Annotated in this window: 18 protein-coding genes; 9 read left to right on the top strand and 9 right to left on the bottom strand. The window is 57.6% G+C overall.

Annotated features, from left to right (window positions below; all coding sequences use genetic code 11):
• A partial coding sequence (locus HBA26_RS03815) for an autotransporter domain-containing protein (RefSeq protein ID WP_166720808.1) occupies positions 1 to 1,224 on the top strand: 1,224 nt, incomplete at its 5' end.
• A gap of 61 nt (positions 1,225 to 1,285) precedes the next feature.
• On the opposite strand, the gene HBA26_RS03810 is transcribed toward HBA26_RS03815, so the two are convergent.
• Positions 1,286 to 1,813 carry a helix-turn-helix domain-containing protein gene (locus HBA26_RS03810; protein WP_045260784.1) on the bottom strand — a complete coding sequence of 176 codons (528 nt, stop codon included), beginning with the start codon at positions 1,811 to 1,813 and terminating at the stop codon, positions 1,286 to 1,288.
• Positions 1,814 to 2,092: 279 nt separating this feature from the next.
• Between HBA26_RS03810 and HBA26_RS03805 the strand changes: the two genes are divergently transcribed.
• The 5 genes from HBA26_RS03805 to pgaD all read left to right on the top strand — a co-directional run bounded on the left by HBA26_RS03805 (position 2,093) and on the right by pgaD (position 8,626).
• Positions 2,093 to 2,356, top strand: coding sequence for a hypothetical protein (locus tag HBA26_RS03805; RefSeq protein WP_166720807.1), 264 nt, complete (start codon positions 2,093 to 2,095; stop codon positions 2,354 to 2,356).
• Positions 2,357 to 2,486: 130 nt separating this feature from the next.
• Entirely contained in the window at positions 2,487 to 4,925 is a 2,439-nt protein-coding gene (gene pgaA, locus HBA26_RS03800; protein ID WP_166720806.1) for a poly-beta-1,6 N-acetyl-D-glucosamine export porin PgaA, read from the top strand.
• 8 nt (positions 4,926 to 4,933) lie between these two features.
• Entirely contained in the window at positions 4,934 to 6,871 is a 1,938-nt protein-coding gene (gene pgaB / locus HBA26_RS03795; RefSeq protein WP_126344906.1) for a poly-beta-1,6-N-acetyl-D-glucosamine N-deacetylase PgaB, read from the top strand.
• Positions 6,864 to 8,195, top strand: coding sequence for a poly-beta-1,6-N-acetyl-D-glucosamine synthase (gene pgaC / locus HBA26_RS03790; RefSeq protein WP_028014399.1), 1,332 nt, complete (start codon positions 6,864 to 6,866; stop codon positions 8,193 to 8,195). Before pgaB ends, pgaC begins: the two co-directional genes overlap by 8 nt.
• Positions 8,192 to 8,626, top strand: a complete 435-nt coding sequence (pgaD, locus tag HBA26_RS03785; RefSeq protein ID WP_126344905.1) for a poly-beta-1,6-N-acetyl-D-glucosamine biosynthesis protein PgaD — start codon at positions 8,192 to 8,194, stop codon at positions 8,624 to 8,626. Before pgaC ends, pgaD begins: the two co-directional genes overlap by 4 nt.
• A 54-nt stretch (positions 8,627 to 8,680) precedes the next feature.
• Here pgaD and gss read toward each other — a convergent pair whose 3' ends face one another.
• The 6 genes from gss to HBA26_RS03755 form a co-directional block, all read right to left on the bottom strand.
• Positions 8,681 to 10,543 carry a bifunctional glutathionylspermidine amidase/synthase gene (gene gss / locus HBA26_RS03780; protein ID WP_126344904.1) on the bottom strand — a complete coding sequence of 621 codons (1,863 nt, stop codon included), beginning with the start codon at positions 10,541 to 10,543 and terminating at the stop codon, positions 8,681 to 8,683.
• A gap of 117 nt (positions 10,544 to 10,660) precedes the next feature.
• On the bottom strand, positions 10,661 to 11,632 hold the full coding sequence (locus HBA26_RS03775) for an ABC transporter ATP-binding protein (protein WP_041908156.1): 972 nt from the start codon (positions 11,630 to 11,632) through the stop codon (positions 10,661 to 10,663).
• Positions 11,629 to 12,603, bottom strand: a complete 975-nt coding sequence (locus tag HBA26_RS03770; RefSeq protein ID WP_126344903.1) for an ABC transporter ATP-binding protein — start codon at positions 12,601 to 12,603, stop codon at positions 11,629 to 11,631. The genes HBA26_RS03775 and HBA26_RS03770 overlap by 4 nt, the downstream gene beginning before the upstream one ends.
• On the bottom strand, positions 12,596 to 13,441 hold the full coding sequence (locus HBA26_RS03765) for an ABC transporter permease (protein ID WP_028014404.1): 846 nt from the start codon (positions 13,439 to 13,441) through the stop codon (positions 12,596 to 12,598). Before HBA26_RS03765 ends, HBA26_RS03770 begins: the two co-directional genes overlap by 8 nt.
• 4 nt (positions 13,442 to 13,445) lie before the next feature.
• Positions 13,446 to 14,399, bottom strand: coding sequence for an ABC transporter permease (locus HBA26_RS03760; RefSeq protein ID WP_126344902.1), 954 nt, complete (start codon positions 14,397 to 14,399; stop codon positions 13,446 to 13,448).
• Between the two features lie 44 nt (positions 14,400 to 14,443).
• Positions 14,444 to 16,033 carry an ABC transporter substrate-binding protein gene (locus HBA26_RS03755; protein ID WP_045260792.1) on the bottom strand — a complete coding sequence of 530 codons (1,590 nt, stop codon included), beginning with the start codon at positions 16,031 to 16,033 and terminating at the stop codon, positions 14,444 to 14,446.
• Positions 16,034 to 16,278: 245 nt separating this feature from the next.
• Between HBA26_RS03755 and yghU the strand changes: the two genes are divergently transcribed.
• Positions 16,279 to 17,145: a glutathione-dependent disulfide-bond oxidoreductase gene (yghU, locus tag HBA26_RS03750; protein WP_028014407.1), complete on the top strand. Its 867-nt coding sequence runs from the start codon at positions 16,279 to 16,281 to the stop codon at positions 17,143 to 17,145.
• A 158-nt stretch (positions 17,146 to 17,303) separates the two neighbouring features.
• On the top strand, positions 17,304 to 17,636 hold the full coding sequence (locus HBA26_RS03745; protein ID WP_041908148.1) for a glycine zipper domain-containing protein: 333 nt from the start codon (positions 17,304 to 17,306) through the stop codon (positions 17,634 to 17,636).
• A 49-nt stretch (positions 17,637 to 17,685) separates the two neighbouring features.
• On the opposite strand, the gene HBA26_RS03740 is transcribed toward HBA26_RS03745, so the two are convergent.
• The gene (locus HBA26_RS03740; RefSeq protein WP_045260793.1) at positions 17,686 to 19,233 is read right to left on the bottom strand and encodes a methyl-accepting chemotaxis protein; all 1,548 of its coding nucleotides are present in this window, start codon (positions 19,231 to 19,233) and stop codon (positions 17,686 to 17,688) included.
• A gap of 219 nt (positions 19,234 to 19,452) precedes the next feature.
• On the opposite strand from HBA26_RS03740, the gene HBA26_RS03735 reads away from it, so the two are divergent.
• The gene (locus tag HBA26_RS03735; protein ID WP_047367399.1) at positions 19,453 to 20,493 is read left to right on the top strand and encodes an aldo/keto reductase; all 1,041 of its coding nucleotides are present in this window, start codon (positions 19,453 to 19,455) and stop codon (positions 20,491 to 20,493) included.
• Between the two features lie 76 nt (positions 20,494 to 20,569).
• Here the strand turns inward: HBA26_RS03735 and HBA26_RS03730 are convergent, their stop codons facing one another.
• Positions 20,570 to 21,058, bottom strand: coding sequence for a TIGR00645 family protein (locus HBA26_RS03730; RefSeq protein WP_003862473.1), 489 nt, complete (start codon positions 21,056 to 21,058; stop codon positions 20,570 to 20,572).
• Between the last annotated feature and the right edge of the window lie 2 nt (positions 21,059 to 21,060).

Here is a 21,060-nt window from a genome sequence, read left to right as displayed (position 1 = left end):
GCGGAGATGTGTATAAGAGACAGCCCAGGAGGAGGAAACCCAGGCGGTGAGAACCCGGGCGGAGAAAACCCTGGCAGTGAGAATCCGGGCAGCGGCAAGCCGGGGATTTTCCAGACCGTCGCCAAAAGCAGCAACCAGTGGAATACCGCCGGCGCGCTCTCCACCCTGACGCAAAGCGGCCCGTCGCTGGCGCTGTATAACTCGCTGCTGGTACTCAGCGCGCCGGAAGCGCGCGAGGCGTTCAACCAGCTGTCCGGTGAAGTTTATCCGTCAATGCAGTCCAACCTGATCGCCGGCAGCACGCAGGTGTTTAACGTCTTAAACCAGCGTATGCAGCGCGCGTTTGATAACGACAGCCTGCCGATACCACCGTTAGCGATGTCGCTGGTGCAGCAGCCGGAGCCGCAAAACAATGGCGTCTGGGGCCAGACCTTCAGCTCCTGGAGCCGAAACGACGGCGACGGTAACGTGGGCAAGCTGGACGGCAACACCACCGGCTTCCTGCTGGGGGCAGATCGCAAGCTGGCGGATCATAACGTGCGTGTCGGTGGCTACTTCGGCTACAGCCGCGGTGATTACGACGTCGACAGCCGTCGTTCCTCAACGGATACCGATAACTACCACCTTGGCCTGTACGCGGCGGGTCAACAGGATGCGTTCTCCCTTCGCGGCGCGCTGGGTTACACCTGGCACAAGATCGAAGGCGAGCGCAGCGTTGATTTCAGCGGCTTCTCGGATCGGCTGAAGTCGGATTACGACGCCAACTCGCTGCTGGCATTCACCGAAGCGGGCTACCGCTTCGGCCAGCCTGATATGAATATCGAGCCGTTCGTCAATTTATCGTACATTCGACTGCATACCGACAGCTTCAGGGAAGACGGCGGTGCCGCCGCGCTGAGCGTGCGTAACGAAACGATGAATACCTTTTACTCCACCCTCGGGGTGCGCGGTGTGACCGAGCTGCCAAAGAACGTGAACCTCTACGGTTCGTTGGGCTGGCAGCACGCCTATGGCGATAAGAATACCTCTTCGCGCATGGCGTTTGCGGGCAGCGACGCGTTCATTACTCAGGGGCAGGCCGTGGATGAGGACGTGATGGTGGGTGATATCGGCGTGAGCGTACAGCTGTCGCGTGCTGCGACGCTGGATGTGGGTTATCAGGGGCAATATGGTGCGGATACCCGCGTCAACTCAGTTAACGCTAATCTGCGCTGGTCGTTCTGAATTATTTCCAGTAAAAGAACCCGCCCTTGTGGCGGGTTTTAGCTTTTAGGCTCTCAGGAATTCAGGGATCGTTCCCAACCGCATCCAGCAGTTTGTTTTTAAAGATAAACAAACACGCCTCGTTGAAGTTCTCCGCCCCCAGGCGTTCCGACAGCGCCGTCCGTTTGCGATAGAGGCTCTTCACCGACGTGTTCAGTTCATCGGCAATCGCTTCCATCGACATCCCTGCCCTCAACAACCGCAGCATGATCGCTTCGTGCGTGCCAAGCCGTAAGTTAAGCAGCCACTTGGTGGTCAGACGCCTGCCCTTCATATTGAGCACCAGGTTAAATAACGATGCCATATCCGGCGCCGTAAGCGACGTGTTCATAAACAACTTCATACTGAGTAGATTCTCCTCGCGATGTCGCATATCCAGCATAACGCAGCAGATCGTTTTTTTTGTTCTGGCCGGATGGCGTATCAGGTAATCATATAAACGGAGCGGAGAACGGCTATCAATCAACACAGAATATTCATCTGCACCGTTATCAAATATGTTTCTGTCAATCGAGTCGAGCAGGATAATATCCGGGAAAAATAGCCTCATCCCCCTGACAAGATAGCGATCCTGGGTCACTAACACTATTGAAGTTGCCACTAACCATCCCTTTTAGATTAAAGCAAGAACGCACCTTCAGAAAGAAGGCCGCCTTCGTTTTATAGCGCTGTAATATTAACGACAATATGTATTCTGGCGTTGAACATCCCTCAATACAGACATTGATGAGTAAGACTTCCTGTAGACTTTCATTCAATGGCTGGCGTTAATTATAAATAAAAAACAATCGCAGAAAAGTCACTTCGCTGAACATTAAGACTTTTTGTCATGAAACTTCCCAAACATGCACCAGAAAGTACTTTAATTGCTACAATAAAACCTCGCCGGGAATATAAACAAACTCAAAAAAAGATAAATAAAACACATCAATATCAAATAGTTAAAAATACAGATTCAATTCAAAATAATCACAAAAGACATCTCATTCCAGAATTATCCCAAAACTACCCCTCTGCTTTTCACCATATTTATCCGGCAACATATCAGGTGTACATTACCTTCCACCCAGTCCCCAAAGAGGAGGTTCCATAATTACCTTAAAGTAAGTACCCCATAACGTTACTGCATTCAGATTTAATGTTCTCATTAATGGCCTTTAACGCAGCGTTAAAAGGCAGCCGTGTTATGCAATGGATTCATGATAAACAAATGGCAAATAGATATGGAAAGATCGCTTCGCTTCAATACGTTATTCTTTTATCGCGCCCCAGGATTATTGTTTCTGCTATTTCTGTTTCCTGTTCTCGTTCAGGCAACGGAATCCGTTTATGAGCAACAGATTCAACAGGCACGTAACGGTAATTACACGCCGTTTCTCAATTATCTTCAGCGGTATCAGCAACAGCATGCTCTGTCGCCCGAGCAAGTGGCGGACTGGTTACAGGTGGCTGCGTGGGCAGGTCGTAATGACGAGGTGATTCAGCTCTGGCAGCGCTATGGCATTTATATGCCGCTGCCCGCTCGCGGCGTTGCGGCTGTCGCGCAGGCCAGAAGAGATCAAAAAGCGTGGCAGCCTGCCTTATCGCTGTGGAAAGAGGCGCGTAGCCTTGCGCCACATAATGACGATTATCGTATCGGCTATATCAAAACCCTGGCCGATGCCCGCATGGATACGCTCGCTCTGCAGGAAGCCCGCCAGCTGGTGACGGAGGATCCCTCTCCGGCGCATCTTCAGACGCTTTCGTACGTCTGGTTACGCCAGGGAAAAAGCTGGGATCGGCTTTTAGCGGACACGCGCGCGCTGACCCTTGCGCCGGAGAATAACGCGCTCCTTAGCGAGTTGATTGACGCGCTAACGGATAACCGGGTGAGTACTCCCGCGCTGATGCTGTCACAAAGGGTAACGCTGACCCCCGCGCAGCGCCGCCGTCTGGAGCTTAATGCCGCCGCAGAATGGGTTCGCCTTGCCGACGTGCCTGGCAGAACGGAAAAAGAGCGCCTGCAGCTGGCGCAAACGGCACTGAATCGTTACGACGCCCTGCTCTCACGCTGGCAACACGAACCGCAGGCAGCGGAAGACATCATCCTCGCCCGTATCGACAGGCTGGGTGCGCTGTACGCGCATGGCGATTACCCGCAGGTCATCCGTGAATATCAGGCGCTGACGGAGGCGCAGCATCCGGTGCCGGGCTGGGCCATCGGCTGGGCGATCTCCGCGTATCTGCAGGAGAAAAACGCCACTGCCGCCTTCTCGCTACTGCAACGCTACCCGCAATACACCGCCGATCCGCAGGACGAGGAGCATGCGCTTTTCTACGCCTGGCTGGACACGGGGCAGTATCAGGCCGCTCGCCAGTATGTAGAGCGCCAGACCCGCAGCGTTCCGTGGATCCGCTACGATTTCGGCTCGCCCACTCCGCAGCCCAACGATCGGTGGCTTACCGGGCAGTCGCTCAAATTTAACTATTTGCTCTCAACCAACGCCCTGCCGGATGCGGATAAGCTGGCGCACCGTCTGGCCACAACGGCGCCGGGCAATCAGGGGCTGCAGATTGACTATGCCACCCTGCTTCAGGCGCGGGGCCAGCCGCGCGCGGCCGAGCAAACGTTAAAAAGGGCGGAGGCGCTGGAGCCATCTAATCTGGAGCTGGAACAGCAGCAGGCTTACGTCGCCATGGATCTGCAGGAGTGGCACCAGATGGATTTACTGGCCGACGACGTGCTTGCCCGCGCGCCCGTTGCTCGCAGTGCCAGGCGTCTGGACAGGCTCAGAACGGTGCATCACATGTCCGAGCTGCGCCTTAACGCGAGCAAGGGCTTGCACTCTGATAACCCCATCAGCGGGACGCACGACCTGAACGGGGATGCCACGCTCTATGGTCCACCGGTAGCGGATAGCTGGCGGCTGTTTGCGGGTACCCGCTATGCGCAAGGTAATTTCGATGAAGGCAAAGGCACCAGCCGTCACCTCCTGGGCGGCGTCGAGTGGCGTCCTCGCGACCTTCAGCTCGAAGCCGAGATATCCAGCAACCGCTATCACGGTGAAAACAAGCCGGGTGCTCGCCTCTCAACCACGTACTTTCTCAATGATAACTGGCAGTTCAGCGGCAGCCTTGAACGCTTATCCCGCACCGCGCCGCTACGGGCATTACGCAACGGGATTAGCGCCAACCGGGGTGAAGGCGGGATCCGCTGGTATCAAAACGAGCGCCGTGAGTACCAGTTCAGCGCCGCCGTCAGCCGCTTCTCAGACCATAATCGCCGACAGGAATACACCCTTACGGGTAAGGAGCGTCTCTGGCAGACCCCGACCCTGACGCTGGATCTTGAACCGGGGATCGCCGCCAGTAAAAACAGCCTGCGGGACACGCTCTATTACAACCCGGCGCGGGATCTGTCCGTGACGGCCGCCCTGTCCGTGGACCATGAGATGTACCGCCATTACGACACCCTCTGGAGCCAGCAGTTGGTGGCGGGAGGCGGCAGCTACTGGCAGAAAAACCAGTCCGTTGGCGCCATCGCCCTGCTGGGCTACGGGCAACGCGTTCAGTGGAATAACGTCATTGATACCGGCGTGATGCTGAACTGGGATAAACGCCCTTACGACGGCAAACGCGAGAGCAACCTCTCCGTCACGCTTGACGCGACTTTACGCTTTTAAGGATGAATATGCTGAACACACGTTTTTCCGTGAGCCTGATCCTCATCGGCTGGCTCTGCCTCAGCGCGAGCGTCTGGGCGCAGGCGATCTCGTTCGTTGCGCCCAGCGAGCGGCCGCAGCCGGAGGCGAGCAAACCCTGGCCGCAGAACCAGTTTCTGGTGCTGGCCTACCACGACGTCGAAGACGATGCCGCCGATCAGCGCTACCTCTCCGTGCGCACCAGCGCGCTAAACGAGCAGATTAGCTGGCTTCTGCACAACGGCTATCACGCCATCAGCGTGCAGGACATTCTGGACGCGCATGACGGCAAAAAATCGCTGCCGCCGAAAGCCGTTCTGCTCAGCTTTGACGACGGCTACAGCAGCTTCTACACCCGCGTCTGGCCGCTGCTTAAGGCCTGGAACGTGCCTGCGCTCTGGGCACCGGTGGGCAGCTGGGTGGATACGCCAGCAAACCAGAAGGTGAACTTTGGCGGCCTGATGACGCCCCGGGATCGCTTCGCGACCTGGAACATGGTGCGCGAGCTCAGCCAGTCTCCGCTGGTTGAGATCGGATCGCATACCTGGGCCTCGCATTACGGCATCGTCGCCAACCCGCAGGGAAGCCGCGAACCGGCCATCGCCAACCGCTTTTATGATAAAGCGACGGGGCGCTATGAAACTGACCAGCAGTTCAGCCAGCGGATCGGCGATGACGTCCGCAAGGTGACGGAGAAAATCGCGCAGGTGACGGGCAAAGCGCCGCGCGCCTGGGTCTGGCCTTACGGTGCCGCCAGCGGTACGTCGCTCGCCATCGCCAGGCAGCAGGGCTATCGGCTCGCCTTTACTCTGGAGGACGGGCTGGGTGACGTGCGCAATCTCGGTAGCATTCCCCGTTTGCTGATCGCCGGCAACCCCTCGCTCAAAGCGTTTGCCAGTTCGGTCAGCCGGGTTCAGGAGCACGATCCCGTGCGCGTGATGCACGTCGATCTCGACTACGTTTACGATCCCGATCCGGCTCAGCAGACCCAAAACATCAACAGGCTGATCCAGCGGGTCTACGACATGAAAATCAGCCACGTCTTCCTGCAGGCGTTTGCCGACCCGCAGGGCGACGGCAGGATCAGGGCGCTCTATTTCCCCAACCGCCGGCTTCCGGTCCGGGCCGATCTCTTTAACTTCGTATCCTGGCAGCTGCAAACCCGCGCGGGGGTGAAGGTCTACGCGTGGATGCCGGTGCTCTCGTTCGATCTCGATCCTGCCCTGCCGCGCGTGCAGCGCCGGGACGATCGAACCGGCCAGCTGCGCGAGGCCAATGAGCCCTACATCAGGCTTTCACCGTGGGACCCGCAGGTTCGCCTGCAGGTGACGGAAATCTATGAAGATCTGGCCCGCTATGCCAGCTTCAACGGGATCCTGTTCCATGACGATGCGGTACTGACGGACGTTGACGCTGCCGGGCAGGACACGACGCGCCAGAAAAGCCGGAGGCTTATCGGATTTACCCGCGCTCTGAGCCAGGCGGTGAAGCACATCCGCGGCCCGCAGATAAAAACCGCGCGCAATATGTTCGTCCTTCCCATTCTGCAGCCCGAAAGCGAAGCGTGGTTTGCGCAGAATCTCGATGATTTTCTGGCGGCCTATGACTGGACGGTGCCCATGGCAATGCCGCTGATGGAGTCCGTTCCGGCGAACGAGAGCAATGCCTGGCTGACGCGTTTGATCAAGGCCGTCGCCGCGCGGCCCGGCGCGCTGGATAAAACCATTTTCGAGCTGCAGGCCAGAGACTGGGAGCAGAAGCCGCAGCGCGCCGTCTCCGACAGTCAGCTTGCGGCGTGGATGCGCGTCCTCCAGCTGAACGGCATCAAAAACTACGGCTACTACCCTGACGATTTCATCAATAACCAGCCTGATATCTCGCGCATCAGGCCCGTCTTTTCTTCCTACTGGTACCCTGACAATGACTGATCGCATAATCGCCTTTTCAATTTTGTGTCTGGTATTCGGGCTGCCGTTAGGGGTGGCCGCCCTCTTTACCGGCGAGCTGATTCTGGATTTTGTCTTCTTCTGGCCGCTGTTTATGTCCGTGCTCTGGGTCACCGGCGGCCTCTATTTCTGGTTTCAGCTTGAACGCCGCTGGTCGTGGGATAAAGACACGCCCGCCCCGACGCTCGCCGGCGAGCCGCTCATCTCAATTCTGATCCCCTGCTTCAATGAGGAAAGAAACGCCAGAGAGACCATCAGCGCCGCGCTGGCTCAGCGATACGAGAATATTGAAGTGATCGCCATCAACGACGGCTCGTCTGATAACACCGCGCAGGTGCTGCAGCAGCTTGCGCTGGAGCAGCCGCGCCTGCGGGTGATTAACCTCGCGGAGAACCAGGGAAAAGCCGTGGCGCTCAAAGCCGGGGCGGCGGCGGCCCGGGGCGATCTGCTGGTCTGCATTGACGGCGACGCTCTGCTCGACCGCGACACCGCGGCCTATCTGGTCGCGCCGCTGATTCAGTATCCCCACGTCGGGGCGGTTACCGGGAACCCGCGCATTCGCACGCGCTCCACGCTGATTGGCCGCATTCAGGTTGGCGAGTTTTCGTCCATCATTGGGCTCATCAAGCGGACGCAGCGGATCTATGGCCGGGTCTTTACCGTCTCCGGCGTCATCGCCGCCTTTCGCCGACAGGCGCTGGCGGACGTCGGGTACTGGAGCCCGGACATGATCACCGAAGACATCGACATCAGCTGGAAGCTCCAGCTGCGCCACTGGGATATCTTTTTCGAGCCGCGGGCGCTGTGCTGGATCCTGATGCCGGAGACGCTGAAGGGCCTGTGGAAGCAGCGTCTGCGCTGGGCACAGGGCGGCGCGGAGGTATTTCTGGTGAACCTGCGCAAGATGGTGCGCTGGGAGCATCACCGCATGTGGCCCCTGTTTCTGGAGTACGCGCTGTCAACGCTGTGGGCCTTCGCGTATGCGATAACGGTGCTGCTGTACATCATCAGCCACGTCGCGCCCATTCCCGCCAGGCTGACCGTTGAAACCCTGTTTCCCCCGGCGTTTACCGGGCTGCTGCTGGGCGTGATGTGCCTGCTGCAGTTCCTGGTCAGCTTGTACATCGAGCGGCGCTATGAGCGCAAGGTGGCAAGCTCGCTTTTCTGGGTGATTTGGTTCCCGATGGTCTACTGGATGATTGGTCTGTTCACCACCCTCGTCGCATTTCCAAAAGTCATGCTTAAACGTCAGCGCGCCCGCGCGCGCTGGATCAGTCCGGACAGGGGAAAAGGAAGCCTTCAATGAACGAAAATACCTTAATTTTGACTGAACATCGGTTGCTGCCACGACTTTTTGATGCCGCGTTAACCGTGGTGGCGTGGGGCGGGTTTATGTTCTTCCTGTATGCCAGGCTGTGGATGCAGTTAACCGAGGAGAGCGACCACCGGTGGAGCGTGATTATTGCCTCCTTTAATACGGTGTTGATCTATTTGCTGTTCGCCGCGCTCAACGGCTGGCTGCTGATTTTGTGGTATCAGTACAACCGCCGCCGCGCGAACGTAAGACGACGTCAGCCGGGCTTGTTGCATCATGACGAACTTGCCCGCAGCTTTAACGTCTCACCGCAGCTCATCTCGGAGATGAGCCAGCACAACCTGCTGACGGTTTATCATGACCAGATTGGACGCATCATCGAATTGAAAACCAGCGTGCAGCAGGACGAGGAAGCGCAGTAACAAAAAGCCCCCACAGAGAATACCCTGCGGGGGCTTTTTTAGCGCAGATGCACGTTACTTATCCTTCAGTACAATCAGCGGCTCGATATCGCTCTCTTTTTTCACCACCAGCGAGTCATCGCCGCGCAGGCAGGTCCCGCCGTAGTTTCCGCCCACGGTAAAGGTACAGACCTGAATGTACTTGCCGTCCACGTTTGGCAGGCACCACAGCTGCTGGTAGATATTTTTGCGGTCAACAAACTTGCCGCTGGATTTATCCAGCAGCTCGTCCTGGGCGCTGATGAGATCGATATTGCTGCCGCAGCGTCCGGCAATCGGCTTGACGGCGTATCCGGTCTGCTTCAGCAGGTCGTTCACCTCAAAATCGGTGTCGAGCAGGTAACGGTGGTTCGGGAACAGTTGCCACAGTACCGGAAGAATCGCCTTGTTGCCGGGAATAACGGTCCACAGCGGTTCAAAGACCAGCACTTCCGGGCGCAGCAGAACATCAATCAGGCGCACTTCGCCCTCAGGATGCCCGGTGCGGATCGGCACGGCGGCGTATTCGGTTTCGCTGACCTCGCGGATCTGCTCTATCGCCGTCTCCCACGCCCAGGTTTTCCACACGCAGTTGACGTGGCGACCCTCGTCGTCAATCAGCTGCCCGGCAGCATCCCAGCTCAGGGCGCCAAGCCCGTGCAGAATTTTGGTTTCAAACCCGGCCTGCATCAGCGAGCGCTGGATAAAGAGCGCGTGATAGTCCTCTTCGACATCGTTGTCCTGCATGATGTGAACGAACGGCCGCGCGTGGCTGTGCTTCCATGCGCCGGTCAGCTCTTCCAGCAGCCCTTCCGCCGGGTTGTGCCCGTTGCCGCGATAGCCGTTTTTGACCCACTCTTCGAGGATCAACCCGCCTTCAGTGTGACAAGACGCGGAGTCGGCATTGTACTCGTAGACCTTAATCCCGCGCTCATCCATGCAGAAATCCATACGACCGGTGATCATATGGTGGCGACGCCACTGCCAGGAGAGGCGCAGGCGCGGCCAGAGGATTTTCGGGATGTCGAACAGCGCCAGCAGATTGTCGTCTTTCAGCACCTTGTCCGTCGCGTGCAGGTACATCAGGTGCAGTTCGTTGGTGGCCTTGATCAGCTCCTGCTCGGCGCTTTCGGTGATGGTGAAGTACTGGCAGGGATCTTTGTTGATCACATGGCCGTTGGCGCGGATATATGCCTGCTGCAGCGCGTCATTTTCGTTCAGCCATTTTCCGTCGAACTGACGTTTGTTTTTCAGCCGCGCGCCGCGGATTTTCAGCAGTTCACCGTCCGGTTCAGGCTGGGTAATGCTGTGCTCCGTGTCGTCCGTCTGGATCATCCAGCCGAGAATTTCGGTATCGCTGAAGGTGTCATGAAGGGTATAGCAGCCATTCTCCACGGTCATGCGCAGCTCGCGCGTCCACTGCTGTCCGAGCGGCAGCGGGGAGTGAATAACGTTCTGCTCCGCAATACGCACCTTATCGTCGAGAAGCTGGGTGATCACCGCAACGTGGCCGGTCTCGTGAAACTCGCCGCCTTTTTGCCAGATCAGCAGTGCCCCGGCGCGCGGCGCGCGTTTTGAGCCGTTGGCAAAAGCCTGAAGGGGCAGAATGTTATCGTTCACCACCTGGCGTAAAAAGCGCAGGGAGAAGATCTCCCACGCCATGCCGACGTCGGTAAACACGAAGCCATAGTTGAGGAACAGGAAACGGCGGGCAAACTCAACGCACTGCCACTTGTGGCCCATGTATTCGTTGCCGATATAGCTGCGAAAGTCCGCGTCTTCCGGGTATTTTCGCGGATCCAGACTGCCGTAATTTGAAGAGTAAATCGCCACGCCACCGGGCGCATAGCCTAACAACGTCCCGAATGGCGCATCACTGCTTAACTTTCCTTTACGCATGTATCCAACCTAAAACAGGCAGGCGGCAATTTTTTGAAGGGTTATCGTCGTCTGCACGTTGTAATTAACCTGACAGAGGAGCGTTTATCATACACCTGCGCGACGCGTGAATAACATTTAAAACAGCCAGCATGCCGCGAAATGCCCTGGCGCAATCTCCTGCATCGCAGGCTCCTGCGTCTGGCAAACCGGCATGGCGTGCGGGCAGCGGCTGCAGAACTTACAGCCCGGCAGCGCGGACGTGGGGCCTGGAATGTCGCCGCGCAGGGTGGCGTCTTCGAGATTGCGGATGCGCGGATCGGGCTGGGGAACCGCCGCCAGCAGCGCGCGGGTGTAAGGGTGTGCCGGGCGCTGATACAGTTCATTCGCCGGGGCCACCTCTACCAGTTTGCCGAGATACATCACCCCAATGCGGCTGGAGATATGGCGCACCATCGAGAGATCGTGGGCGATAAACAGATAGGTTAGCCCCAACTCCTGCTGCAGGTCCTGCAAAATATTCACCACCTGCGCCTGCACCGATACGTCCAGCGCCGAGAGCGGCTCATCACACAGCACAAATTCAGGATGCACGGACAACGCGCGGGCAATACTGATGCGCTGACGCTGCCCGCCGCTGAACTCATGCGGGAACCGTTCAAGGTGTTCGTGCTTCAGCCCCACTTTGTAGAGCAGCGTTTCCGTACGTTCTCGCTGTTCTTCGCGGCTGTAGCCGTGGATCTGCATCGGTTCGGCCACCAGCTGTCGCACCGTCATACCGGGGTTGAGCGAGGAGTAAGGATCCTGAAAAATTGCCTGCATCCGCTTACGCAGCGGCTTGAGCTCTCTTTCGCGGGCGTGGGCGATTGCCTGTCCGGCAAAGTGGATCTCGCCAGAGGTAATATCGAAAAGGCGCAGTATGGCGCGCCCGAGGGTGGATTTTCCGCAGCCGGACTCCCCCACCAGGCCAAACGTCTCGCCGGGCTGGATATCAAAGCTCACGCCATCAACCGCCTTCACGGCCACGCCTTTACGCAGCAAACCGCCGTTGAGCGGATAGTGCTTGCGCAGATCGCGCACGCTCACTAATGGCGCCTGTTGTTCACTCATGCCTGAATCTCCTCGGCCCATAGCCAGCAGGCGGCGCGATGGCCCTCTCCGGCGGTGTAAAATGCGGGTTGCCGTTCACACTGGGGCATGCGCTTCGGGCAGCGTTCCGCAAATGGACAGCCCGGCGGCGGGTTAAGCAGGCCAGGCGGCGAACCTTCAATGGGCGATAAACGTTGATTCACCTCATCCGGGCGCGGCAGCGAGGCCAGCAGACCCTGGGTGTAAGGATGCGCAGGGCGATAAAAAATGTCCTCCACGCTCCCCTCCTCCATCACCAGGCCGCCGTACATCACCACCACGCGGCTGCAGACCTGCGCCACCACGCCGAGATCGTGGGTGATCAGCAGAATCGCGGTTTGGGTCTGCTGTTGCAGGCTTTTCAGCAGGCGCAGGATCTGCGCCTGAATGGTCACGTCCAGCGCGGTGGTCGGCTCATCGGCAATAAGAAGCTTCGGATTGCAGGAGAGCGCAATAGCGATCATCACCCGCTGGCGCATCCCGCCGCTGAACTCGTGGGGATACTGGTCGTATCGGCGTTCCGCTTCAGCAATGCCCACCTGATCCAGCATGGCTATTGCTGCCGCTTTGGCCGCTTTTTTCGACAGTTTTTTATTTCGCACCAGGATCTCAGACATCTGCTTGCCGATAGTGAGCACCGGGTTCAGGGCGGTCATCGGATCCTGAAAAATCATCGCGATCTCGTTGCCGCGAATGGCACGCATCTGCGCGGGCGTTTTCTGCGCCAGGTCCTCATTCTGGAAGCGAATGCTGCCGCCGGTTATCCGTCCGTTGCTCCCCAGAAGCTGGATAATCGACTTACAGGTGACGCTTTTCCCGCAGCCCGACTCGCCGACGATACCGACGAGTTCCCCCGGCTGAACCTGAAAGCTCACGCCGCGCACCGCGTGAACCTCGCCCTCGCGGGTGCGGAACGTGGTTTGCAGGTTCTCAAGCGCTAATAAGTTACTCATCGCGATTTGCTCCCGGCTCAAAGGCGGTACGGAACACATCGCCCAGCACGTTAAAGCTGAACACCGTCAGCAGGATCAGAATGCCGGGGAACATCGCCAGCCACGACGCTTCGCCAATATAAGACTGGGCGTTGTTAAGCATGCTTCCCCATGATGCCGCCGGTGCCTGCACGCCCAGCCCTAAGAAGCTGAGCGTTGACTCCATCAGAATGGCCGAGGCGATATTCAGCGTGGCCGCCACGATAATGGTCGGCAGCACGCCGGGAATGATGTGGCGCACGATAATACGCAGCGGATGCGCTCCCGACGCGCGGGCATAAAGCACGTACTCGCGCTCTTTCACCGATAGGGTTTCAGCACGCACCAGACGCGACATGTTCATCCACGTCAGCAGGCTGATAATCAGAATGATGTTATCCACGCCCGGCTTGAGGTAAGCATTCACCACCAGCAGCAGGAAGAAGGCCGGAATGGCCATCAGGATATCCACGGCGCGCATCATCAGGTTATCCAGCCAGCCGCCAAAATAGCCGCTCACCGTTCCTACCACCGTGCCGATAAGCGTGGAAAAGAGCATGGCAAGAAAACCAACCATCAGGGAGATCTGGCCGCCATACAGCGCGCGGGTAAAGTAGTCGCGCCCGTATTCGTCGGTGCCGAACCAGTGCGCGGCATCCGGCGGCAACGTGCGCGCGCCGAGCGCCATCCGATCTGGATCGTACGGACTTAACCCCGCACAGAGCGCTGCGACAACGAAAATAAAAAGCACAAACAGGGAGAACTGCGCCGGACGGTTGCGGCGCAGCTGGTGACGAACCTGCTGCCAGCGTCTGCTCATCCGGTTACCTCAGCGTACGAATGCGGGGATCGGCGAAGCGATAAAGCACGTCGGCGATCAGGTTACCGACGATCAGCATTATCGACGAGAGCATGATGATCGCCATAATCAGCGGGTAGTCCAGCGAGGCGATCGACTGGATCCCGAGCAGCCCCATCCCCGGCCAGGAGAAGACGCTCTCGGTCACATAAGCTCCTACAATCAGCTCACCGAACGACAGGCCGAACAGGGTAATCACCGGCAGCAAGACGTTTTTCAGCACGTGGCGGAACAGAATACTGAAACGCGTGGCGCCGTAGGCAAGCTGGGTCTGTACGTAGTCGGCGGAGAGCTGCGAGATGGTGTTAGAGCGGATGTAGCGCACGTAGCTGGAGAGGTTATAGAACGTGAGCGCAATACACGGCAGCACGCCGTGGCGCAGCAGATCCAGCCCGTTATCCTCCATGCCGATGGTGCGCATCCCCATGCTGGGGAACCAGTTAAGCTGCACGGCAAAAACGGTGATGAGCAAAATGCCGAACCAGAAAATCGGTACCGAGATGCCGATATAGGCAAAAAGGTTTAGCAGGTGATCCAGCCAGCGGTGCTTAAATGCCCCCGCCAGCAGCCCCAGCGGGATCGCCAGCACGATAGCCATCAGCAGCGACGCCCCCATCAGCCCCAGCGTGGCCGGAATGCGTTCGCCGATCATCTCCAGCACCGGGCGGTGGTAAATCAACGAATAGCCGAGATCGCCCTGCAGGACGCTTTTCAGCCACAGGACGTACTGCGTGACCAGCGGCTTATCCAGCCCCAGGCTCTGGCGAATTCGCTCAATATCTTCCGGCGCCATACGCGGCGTGATGTACGCGGCCACGGGGTCGCCGGGCGCGAGCTTGACCAGCAAAAACGCCACCAGCGAAATAAAGAAAAGCATCGGCAGCAGCTGCAGCAGCCGACGCGTGAGGAGTGTGTTCACGACGTGCCCTTAAAAGGCCCCGATCTTACGACCGGGGCAACAGCCTATTTTTGATAAATTTTTGACAGATCCTGGAACAGATAAACCGGCTTCGGCTCCGCTTCCTTCGTGCCGCCGAAGCGTTTATCCACGGCGACGGTCGCATTGGTGTAGGCGATCGGGTAGTAGGTCATCTCGTTCGCCACGGTCTGCTGAATTTGCTTGTAGATATCGGCACGTTTCGCGGCGTCGGTTTCCACGGCACCTTTATCCCACAGGGCATCAAACTGCGGATTTTTGTAGTGCGCGTAGTTATAGGCTTCGTTGCTCATGAATAGCGATTTGTAACCGTCCGGCTCTGCTCCCATAATGTAGCCGCCCAGGTTCAGTTCCCACGCGGTGTTGTTCATATCAAGACTGCGCTGAGACATGGCGTTGGAGTCCAGCGGCATCAGCTCCACGTTCACCCCAATGCCCTTCAGCGCCTGCTGAATGTAGAGCGCCATGCTCTCCTGGGTTTTGTTGGTGTTCACATACGCCAGGCGTAGCTTGAGATTATCCGGCGCGCCGGACGTCTTCAGCAGGTCTTTGGCTTTTTGCAGATCGAATTTGTACTGTTCAACGTCATCCGTCTTGTAAAGCGTATCTGGCGTCAGGAACGAGGTTGCCGGTTTAGCGTAGTCCAGCGAGGTAAACGCGGTCTGGGTTAGCTCGTCTTTGTTGATGGCGTACGCGATGGCCTGACGCAGCGCTTTGCTCTTCATCACCGCCACGTTCTGGTTGAACGTCATATAGGCCAGACGGCCTTCCGGATAGACCACGAAGTCAAATTTCCCGGTATTTTTCAGGCGGTTCACATCCTGCGGGTCAACCATCTTGAGGTTGATTTCACCGTTTTGCAGCGCCAGGTTGGCGGCGTTGCTGTCTTTGGCGAAACGGTAGGTGACGGAATCGAGCTTCGGTTTGCCGTTCCAGTAATCGTCGAAGCGCGTAAGGGCGTAATACTGACCGGCGCGATACTCTTTAAATTTGAACGGCCCGGAACCGACCGGCGCATCGTTTTTGGTGCTCTTTTCCAGGTCGCCTTCACCGGCGAACACGTGCTGCGGGATCGGGTAGATCTGCACCAGGGTGCCGGTAAAGGCCGCGCTGACCTGCGGTAAGGTGAACTTAACGGTGCGCTCATCAACCTTGCTCACTTCAACAGGCTTGCCGCCGTAGGTAAACATGCTGCGGAAGAAGCTGTGCTGTTTGGCATCCAGCAGCTTATTGAAGGTGAAGACCACGTCGTCCGCCGTCAGCGGCTGGCCGTCCTGCCATTTCAGGTTCGGTTTTAACGTCAGAGTGTAGCTCAGGTTGTCGGCAGAGGGCGTCAAGCTTTCCGCCAGGCCCCACTCAATGTTGCCGTTATTAAAGCTGTACAGCGGGGCATAAAGCGCCTGCATGATGGTTAACGTTGTGCGGTCGCTGGCGTAGAGCGGATTAACGGCTAACGGGTCGCCGGAGGTAATCCCGATAATGAGCGAACCGCCCTCTTTTGGCGCGTCGCTTTTTGCCGCCGCGGCCGAATTTGTCTCTTTATTTTTCGCATCATCACAGCCCGCCAGGCCTAACGCGAGCGAAACGACCACTGCCGATAACAGAAGCTTGCGCATCTCACTAACTCCTTGCCTTATAAAGTGTTTATTACTGCATCTTTTATTTATGTTGAAGCATCATATTCAGCTTTAGCGGTTTACGCATTAATTATGAAAATGCGATTTTCGATTAAGCTTATGCCGGATTTGATATATATAAGCAGCAGAAGGAATAGCGGTTAATTGATTGCGCTCAGTTCGTTAAACGCTTCACAAATCTCCTGCTACACTGCCTCAACACATCACTCAAAAGGCAGGCCAACATGTCAGACAACACATATCAGCCACCAAAAGTATGGGAATGGAAAAAGAACGGCGGCGGCGCGTTCGCCAACATCAACCGTCCAATTTCCGGCGCAACGCATGAGAAGGATTTGCCCGTAGGCTCTCACCCGCTGCAGCTCTACTCGCTGGGCACACCGAACGGCCAGAAGGTGACGATCATGCTCGAAGAGCTGCTGGCGCTGGGCGTGACGGGCGCGGAATACGATGCGTGGTTGATCCGCATCGGCGAGGGCGACCAGTTCTCCAGCGGGTTTGTCGACGTGAACCCGAACTCGAAAATCCCGGCGCTGCGTGACCACTCTACAAACCCGCCAACGCGCGTCTTTGAATCCGGCAATATCCTGCTTTACCTGGCAGAGAAATTCGGCCACTTCCTGCCGAAAGATCCGGCGGGACGCACCGAGACGCTGAACTGGCTGTTCTGGCTCCAGGGTGCGGCACCGTTCCTCGGCGGCGGCTTTGGCCACTTCTACAACTATGCGCCGGTAAAAATCGAGTACGCGATTGACCGCTTCACCATGGAAGCTAAGCGCCTGTTCGACGTGCTGGATAAACAGCTGGCGCGCGGTCGCTACGTGGCGGGTGAGGAGTACACCATCGCGGATATGGCGATTTGGCCTTGGTTCGGCTGCGTGGCGCTGGGCAGCGTCTATAACGCCGCCGAGTTCCTGGACGCGGAGAAGTATACCAACGTCCAGCGCTGGGCGAAGGACGTGGCGAACCGCCATGCGGTTAAGCGCGGTCGCATCGTTAACCGCACCAGCGGCGAGCTGAACGAGCAGCTCCACGAACGCCACGCGGCGAGCGACTTCGATACCAATACGGAAGACAAGCGTCAGGCGTAACGTTTCGCCGGGCGGCTCCCCGCCCGGCAGCCGCGATCCTTGCCCAGGGCATGATTAGCCTAAAGGTTGAGTGGCTATTGCTGGCACTATCTGGACGTTTTTCTCACCTCAGAATGAGAAACGCCGTATCAACTGACAGCAGTCACAAAGGATCTGTTATGAAACTTATTAAAACAACGCTGGTTATCAGCGCCCTCATTTTTTCCACCTCGGGAATGGCCATCGACAAAACCGCCGCCGGCGCGGTAGCAGGTGCTGCTATTGGCGCAGCCACGGGCAAAGATCTGAAATCAACTGTGGGCGGTGCCGTGGTTGGCGCAGGCACGGGTGCAATGTTCAAAAACGGCGAAAAAGGCAAAGACGCACGTAAGGGCGGTGCCGTGGGTGCCGTCGTTGGCGCGGGCGCGGCTGCGGTGACGGGCAATAGCGTGCTGAAAGGCGCGGCCGTGGGTGCCGGCACGGGCGCGCTGATTGGTGAAGCGACGCACTAACAGCATCGGGAAACGAAAGAAGTAAGGCCGCATCAGGCGGCCTGTTGTGTTATGCCGTCAGGCGGAACTTCTGCACCGAGCGTTGAAGCTCTTCGGTCTGGCGTTCCAGCGCCGCGGCTGCTGCGGAAACCTCTTCGACCAGCGAGGCGTTCTGCTGGGTGACGCCGTCCATCTGCGTAATGGCAATCCCGACCTGCGAAATGCCCTTACTTTGCTCCTCAGAAGCCGACGCGATTTGCTTCATAATGGTCGTCACCTCCGTCACGTCGCGCAAAATCGCATCCATGGTGGTGCCGGTGTCGCTCACCAGCTGCGCACCCTGCTCGACGCGGGTCACGGAATCGGTAATCAGACCCTCAATTTCTTTTGCCGCATTGGCGCTTCGGCTTGCCAGGTTGCGGACTTCACCCGCCACTACGGCGAATCCACGCCCCTGCTCGCCCGCGCGCGCCGCTTCTACGGCCGCATTGAGCGCCAGAATATTGGTCTGGAAGGCAATGCTGTTGATGACGTTGGTGATTTCAGCAATTTTCTTCGAGCTTTCCGAAATACCGCTCATGGTGGTGACCACCTCTTCCACCAGCGAGCCGCCGCGGCTGGCGGTGGTTGAGGCCACATCGGCAAGCTGGCTGGCCTGACGCGCGCTTTCGGCGTTCAGCTTCACGGTAGCGGTCAGCTGTTCCATGCTGGCCGCCGTCTCTTCCAGCGCGGCAGCCTGCTCTTCGGTACGGGAAGAGAGATCGTTGTTGCCGCTGGAGATCTCCGTCGCGCCGCGCCAGATATTCTCACTGCCGGAGCGAATGGTGCTGACCGCTTCACGCAGGCTGTCCTGCATGGCGCTCAGCAGCGGCACCAGCTGTCCCACGCAGTTGCGGCCGAAAGGCGCAATGGGCTGGCTGAGATCGCCCTGGGCAATCTGGCGAAACTGCTGGCGAATGCGCTCTAGCGGTTTGACCAGCATCGCCACCAGGTAGCGGTCGGTAAAGAGCAGGATCAGCAGGCCGATAATGGTGGCGACGATAATAACCGTGCGGGTCATGCTGGTCAGGCCGTCGACCACCATGCGGGTGCTGTCGAGCGTCTTCGCGGCGGCATTATTGAACTTCTCGGCAGCGGCACCGAACGCACGGCTCAGCGGCGGCGTAACGTTGTTGGCCTGCTGGCGGTAGCCGTCCAGGGTCGCCTGCTTCGCCTGCTCCATTTGCGGCGTCACGCCCTGTTCAAGCAGCGCCTGCCAGGCACCGATCACCTGTGCAGAGACCTGCTCATCCATTGGGCCAGGCGAGATCGCCTTCATTTCGGCCAGTTTCTTACCCATGTTGTCCAGCGCCTGTTGGGCAGAGGACAAATCCGGCGTGCCGCCAGCGGCTTTGACCTCCATGGCGCGGCTCAGACGGGTCACAAAGCGGAAATACTGATCGTTGCCCTGGCTGAGCACCATCATCTGTTTGACCAGCTGGCGATCGACTTCATTGCCGTCTGATACCCGTGACAGGGACCAGGTGCTGTACAGCCCGACGCCCGCCCACATTAAACAAAAAATCCCGAGGATCGTCAGCATGACGAAACGGATCGTGAAATTACGGAGCATATTCATAAGTCTTCCTTGCCGTGAGGGTGAATTCGCCCAGAGGCGAGTGCTACTCTCGTTATCGGCAGGGTGCAGGGAAATTATAACCTTTTGTGATTATTTTTAGTTAGCGTGGCTTCACAGGTCGCACAGCCACCGTTAACCCTTATCTTCGCACGACATCATGTGATAAGTTCAGAATGAAAACGACGTTTCAAAAAATCATCTATAAGAAAAGGAGACATCATGTCCTGGTACCCTGACGCTACCCGCTACGAGAATATGCAGTACCGCTACTGTGGCAAGAGCGGCCTGCGCCTGCCCGCGCTGTCGCTGGGCCTGTGGCATAGCTTCGGCCACGTTCAGCCCCTTGATTCCCAGCGCGCGCTGCTGCGTAAAGCCTTCGACCTCGGTATTACCCATTTCGATCTTGCCAACAACTACGGACCGCCTGCGGGAAGCGCGGAAGAGAACTTTGGCCGCCTGCTGCGTGAGGACTTTGCCCGGTATCGCGACGAGCTGATTATCTCCACTAAAGCCGGTTACGACATGTGGCCAGGCCCGTACGGTTCAGGCGGCTCACGCAAGTATCTGCTCGCCAGTCTCGACCAGAGCCTGAAACGTATGGGCATCGAATACGTGGATATTTTCTATTCCCACCGCGTGGATGAAAATACGCCAATGGAAGAGACGGCCTCCGCGCTGGCTCATGCTGTTCAGAGTGGGAAAGCGCTGTACGTGGGCATTTCCTCCTACTCTACCGAGCGCACACAAAAAATGGCCGCGCTGCTGCACGAGTGGAAGATCCCGCTGCTGATCCACCAGCCGTCCTATAACCTGCTTAACCGCTGGGTCGATAAGACCGGCTTGCTGGATACGCTGGAAGCAAACGGCACGGGGTGTATTGCCTTTACCCCGCTGGCGCAGGGTCTGCTGACCGGAAAATACCTGAACGGTATTCCGGAAGGTTCTCGTATGCAGCGCGAGGGGAACAAAGTGCGCGGCCTGACGCAGAAAATGCTGACGGAAGCTAACCTGAACAGTCTTCGTCTGCTTAATGAGATGGCGCAGGCGCGCGGGCAGACAATGGCGCAGATGGCGCTGAGCTGGCTGCTGAAAGATGCTCGCGTGACGTCAGTGCTGATTGGCGCGAGCCGCCCGGAACAGCTGGAGGAGAACGTTCAGGCGCTGGGTAATCTGCGCTTTACGGAAGATGAACTGACGCGGATTGACCAGCACGTGGCGGACGGGGAACTGAATTTGTGGCAGGCGTCGTCGGATAAATAGTGTGGTTCGTTGCTTTCTCCCCTCACCCTAACCCTCTCCCCGGCAGAGGGTTAGGGTGAGGGGAGAAATGTGTACCTTATTTCTTACTGATCTTATCCAGATACCCCATCACAAACGCCGACAGCACAAACGTCAGGTGGATAATCACATACCACATCAGCTTATTATCCGGGACGTTTTTCGCGTCCATAAACACGCGCAACAGGTGGATAGAGGAGATTGCCACTATAGATGCCGCAACTTTATTCTTCAGCGACGAGGCGTCCATTTTCCCCAGCCAGCTGAGCTTTTCTTTATGCTCGGCGATATCAAGCTGAGAGACGAAGTTCTCATAACCGGAAAACATCACCATCACCAGTAAGCCGCCCACCAGCGTCATATCCACCAGCGACAGCAGAACCAGAATTAAATCAGCTTCCGCCACGGAGAAAATGTTAGGCAATACGTGGAAAATCTCCTGGAAGAACTTGATCGTCAGGGCGACCAGCGCCAGGGAAAGACCGAAATAGACGGGGGCGAGCAGCCAGCGAGAGGCATACATTGCGTTTTCAAAGAAGCGTTCCATAA

It is taken from the genome of Enterobacter sp. 725m/11 (assembly GCF_011683705.1).
Taxonomy (GTDB): Bacteria; Pseudomonadota; Gammaproteobacteria; order Enterobacterales; family Enterobacteriaceae; genus Enterobacter; species Enterobacter bugandensis.
This window is presented reverse-complemented; position numbering and strand designations above follow the sequence as displayed.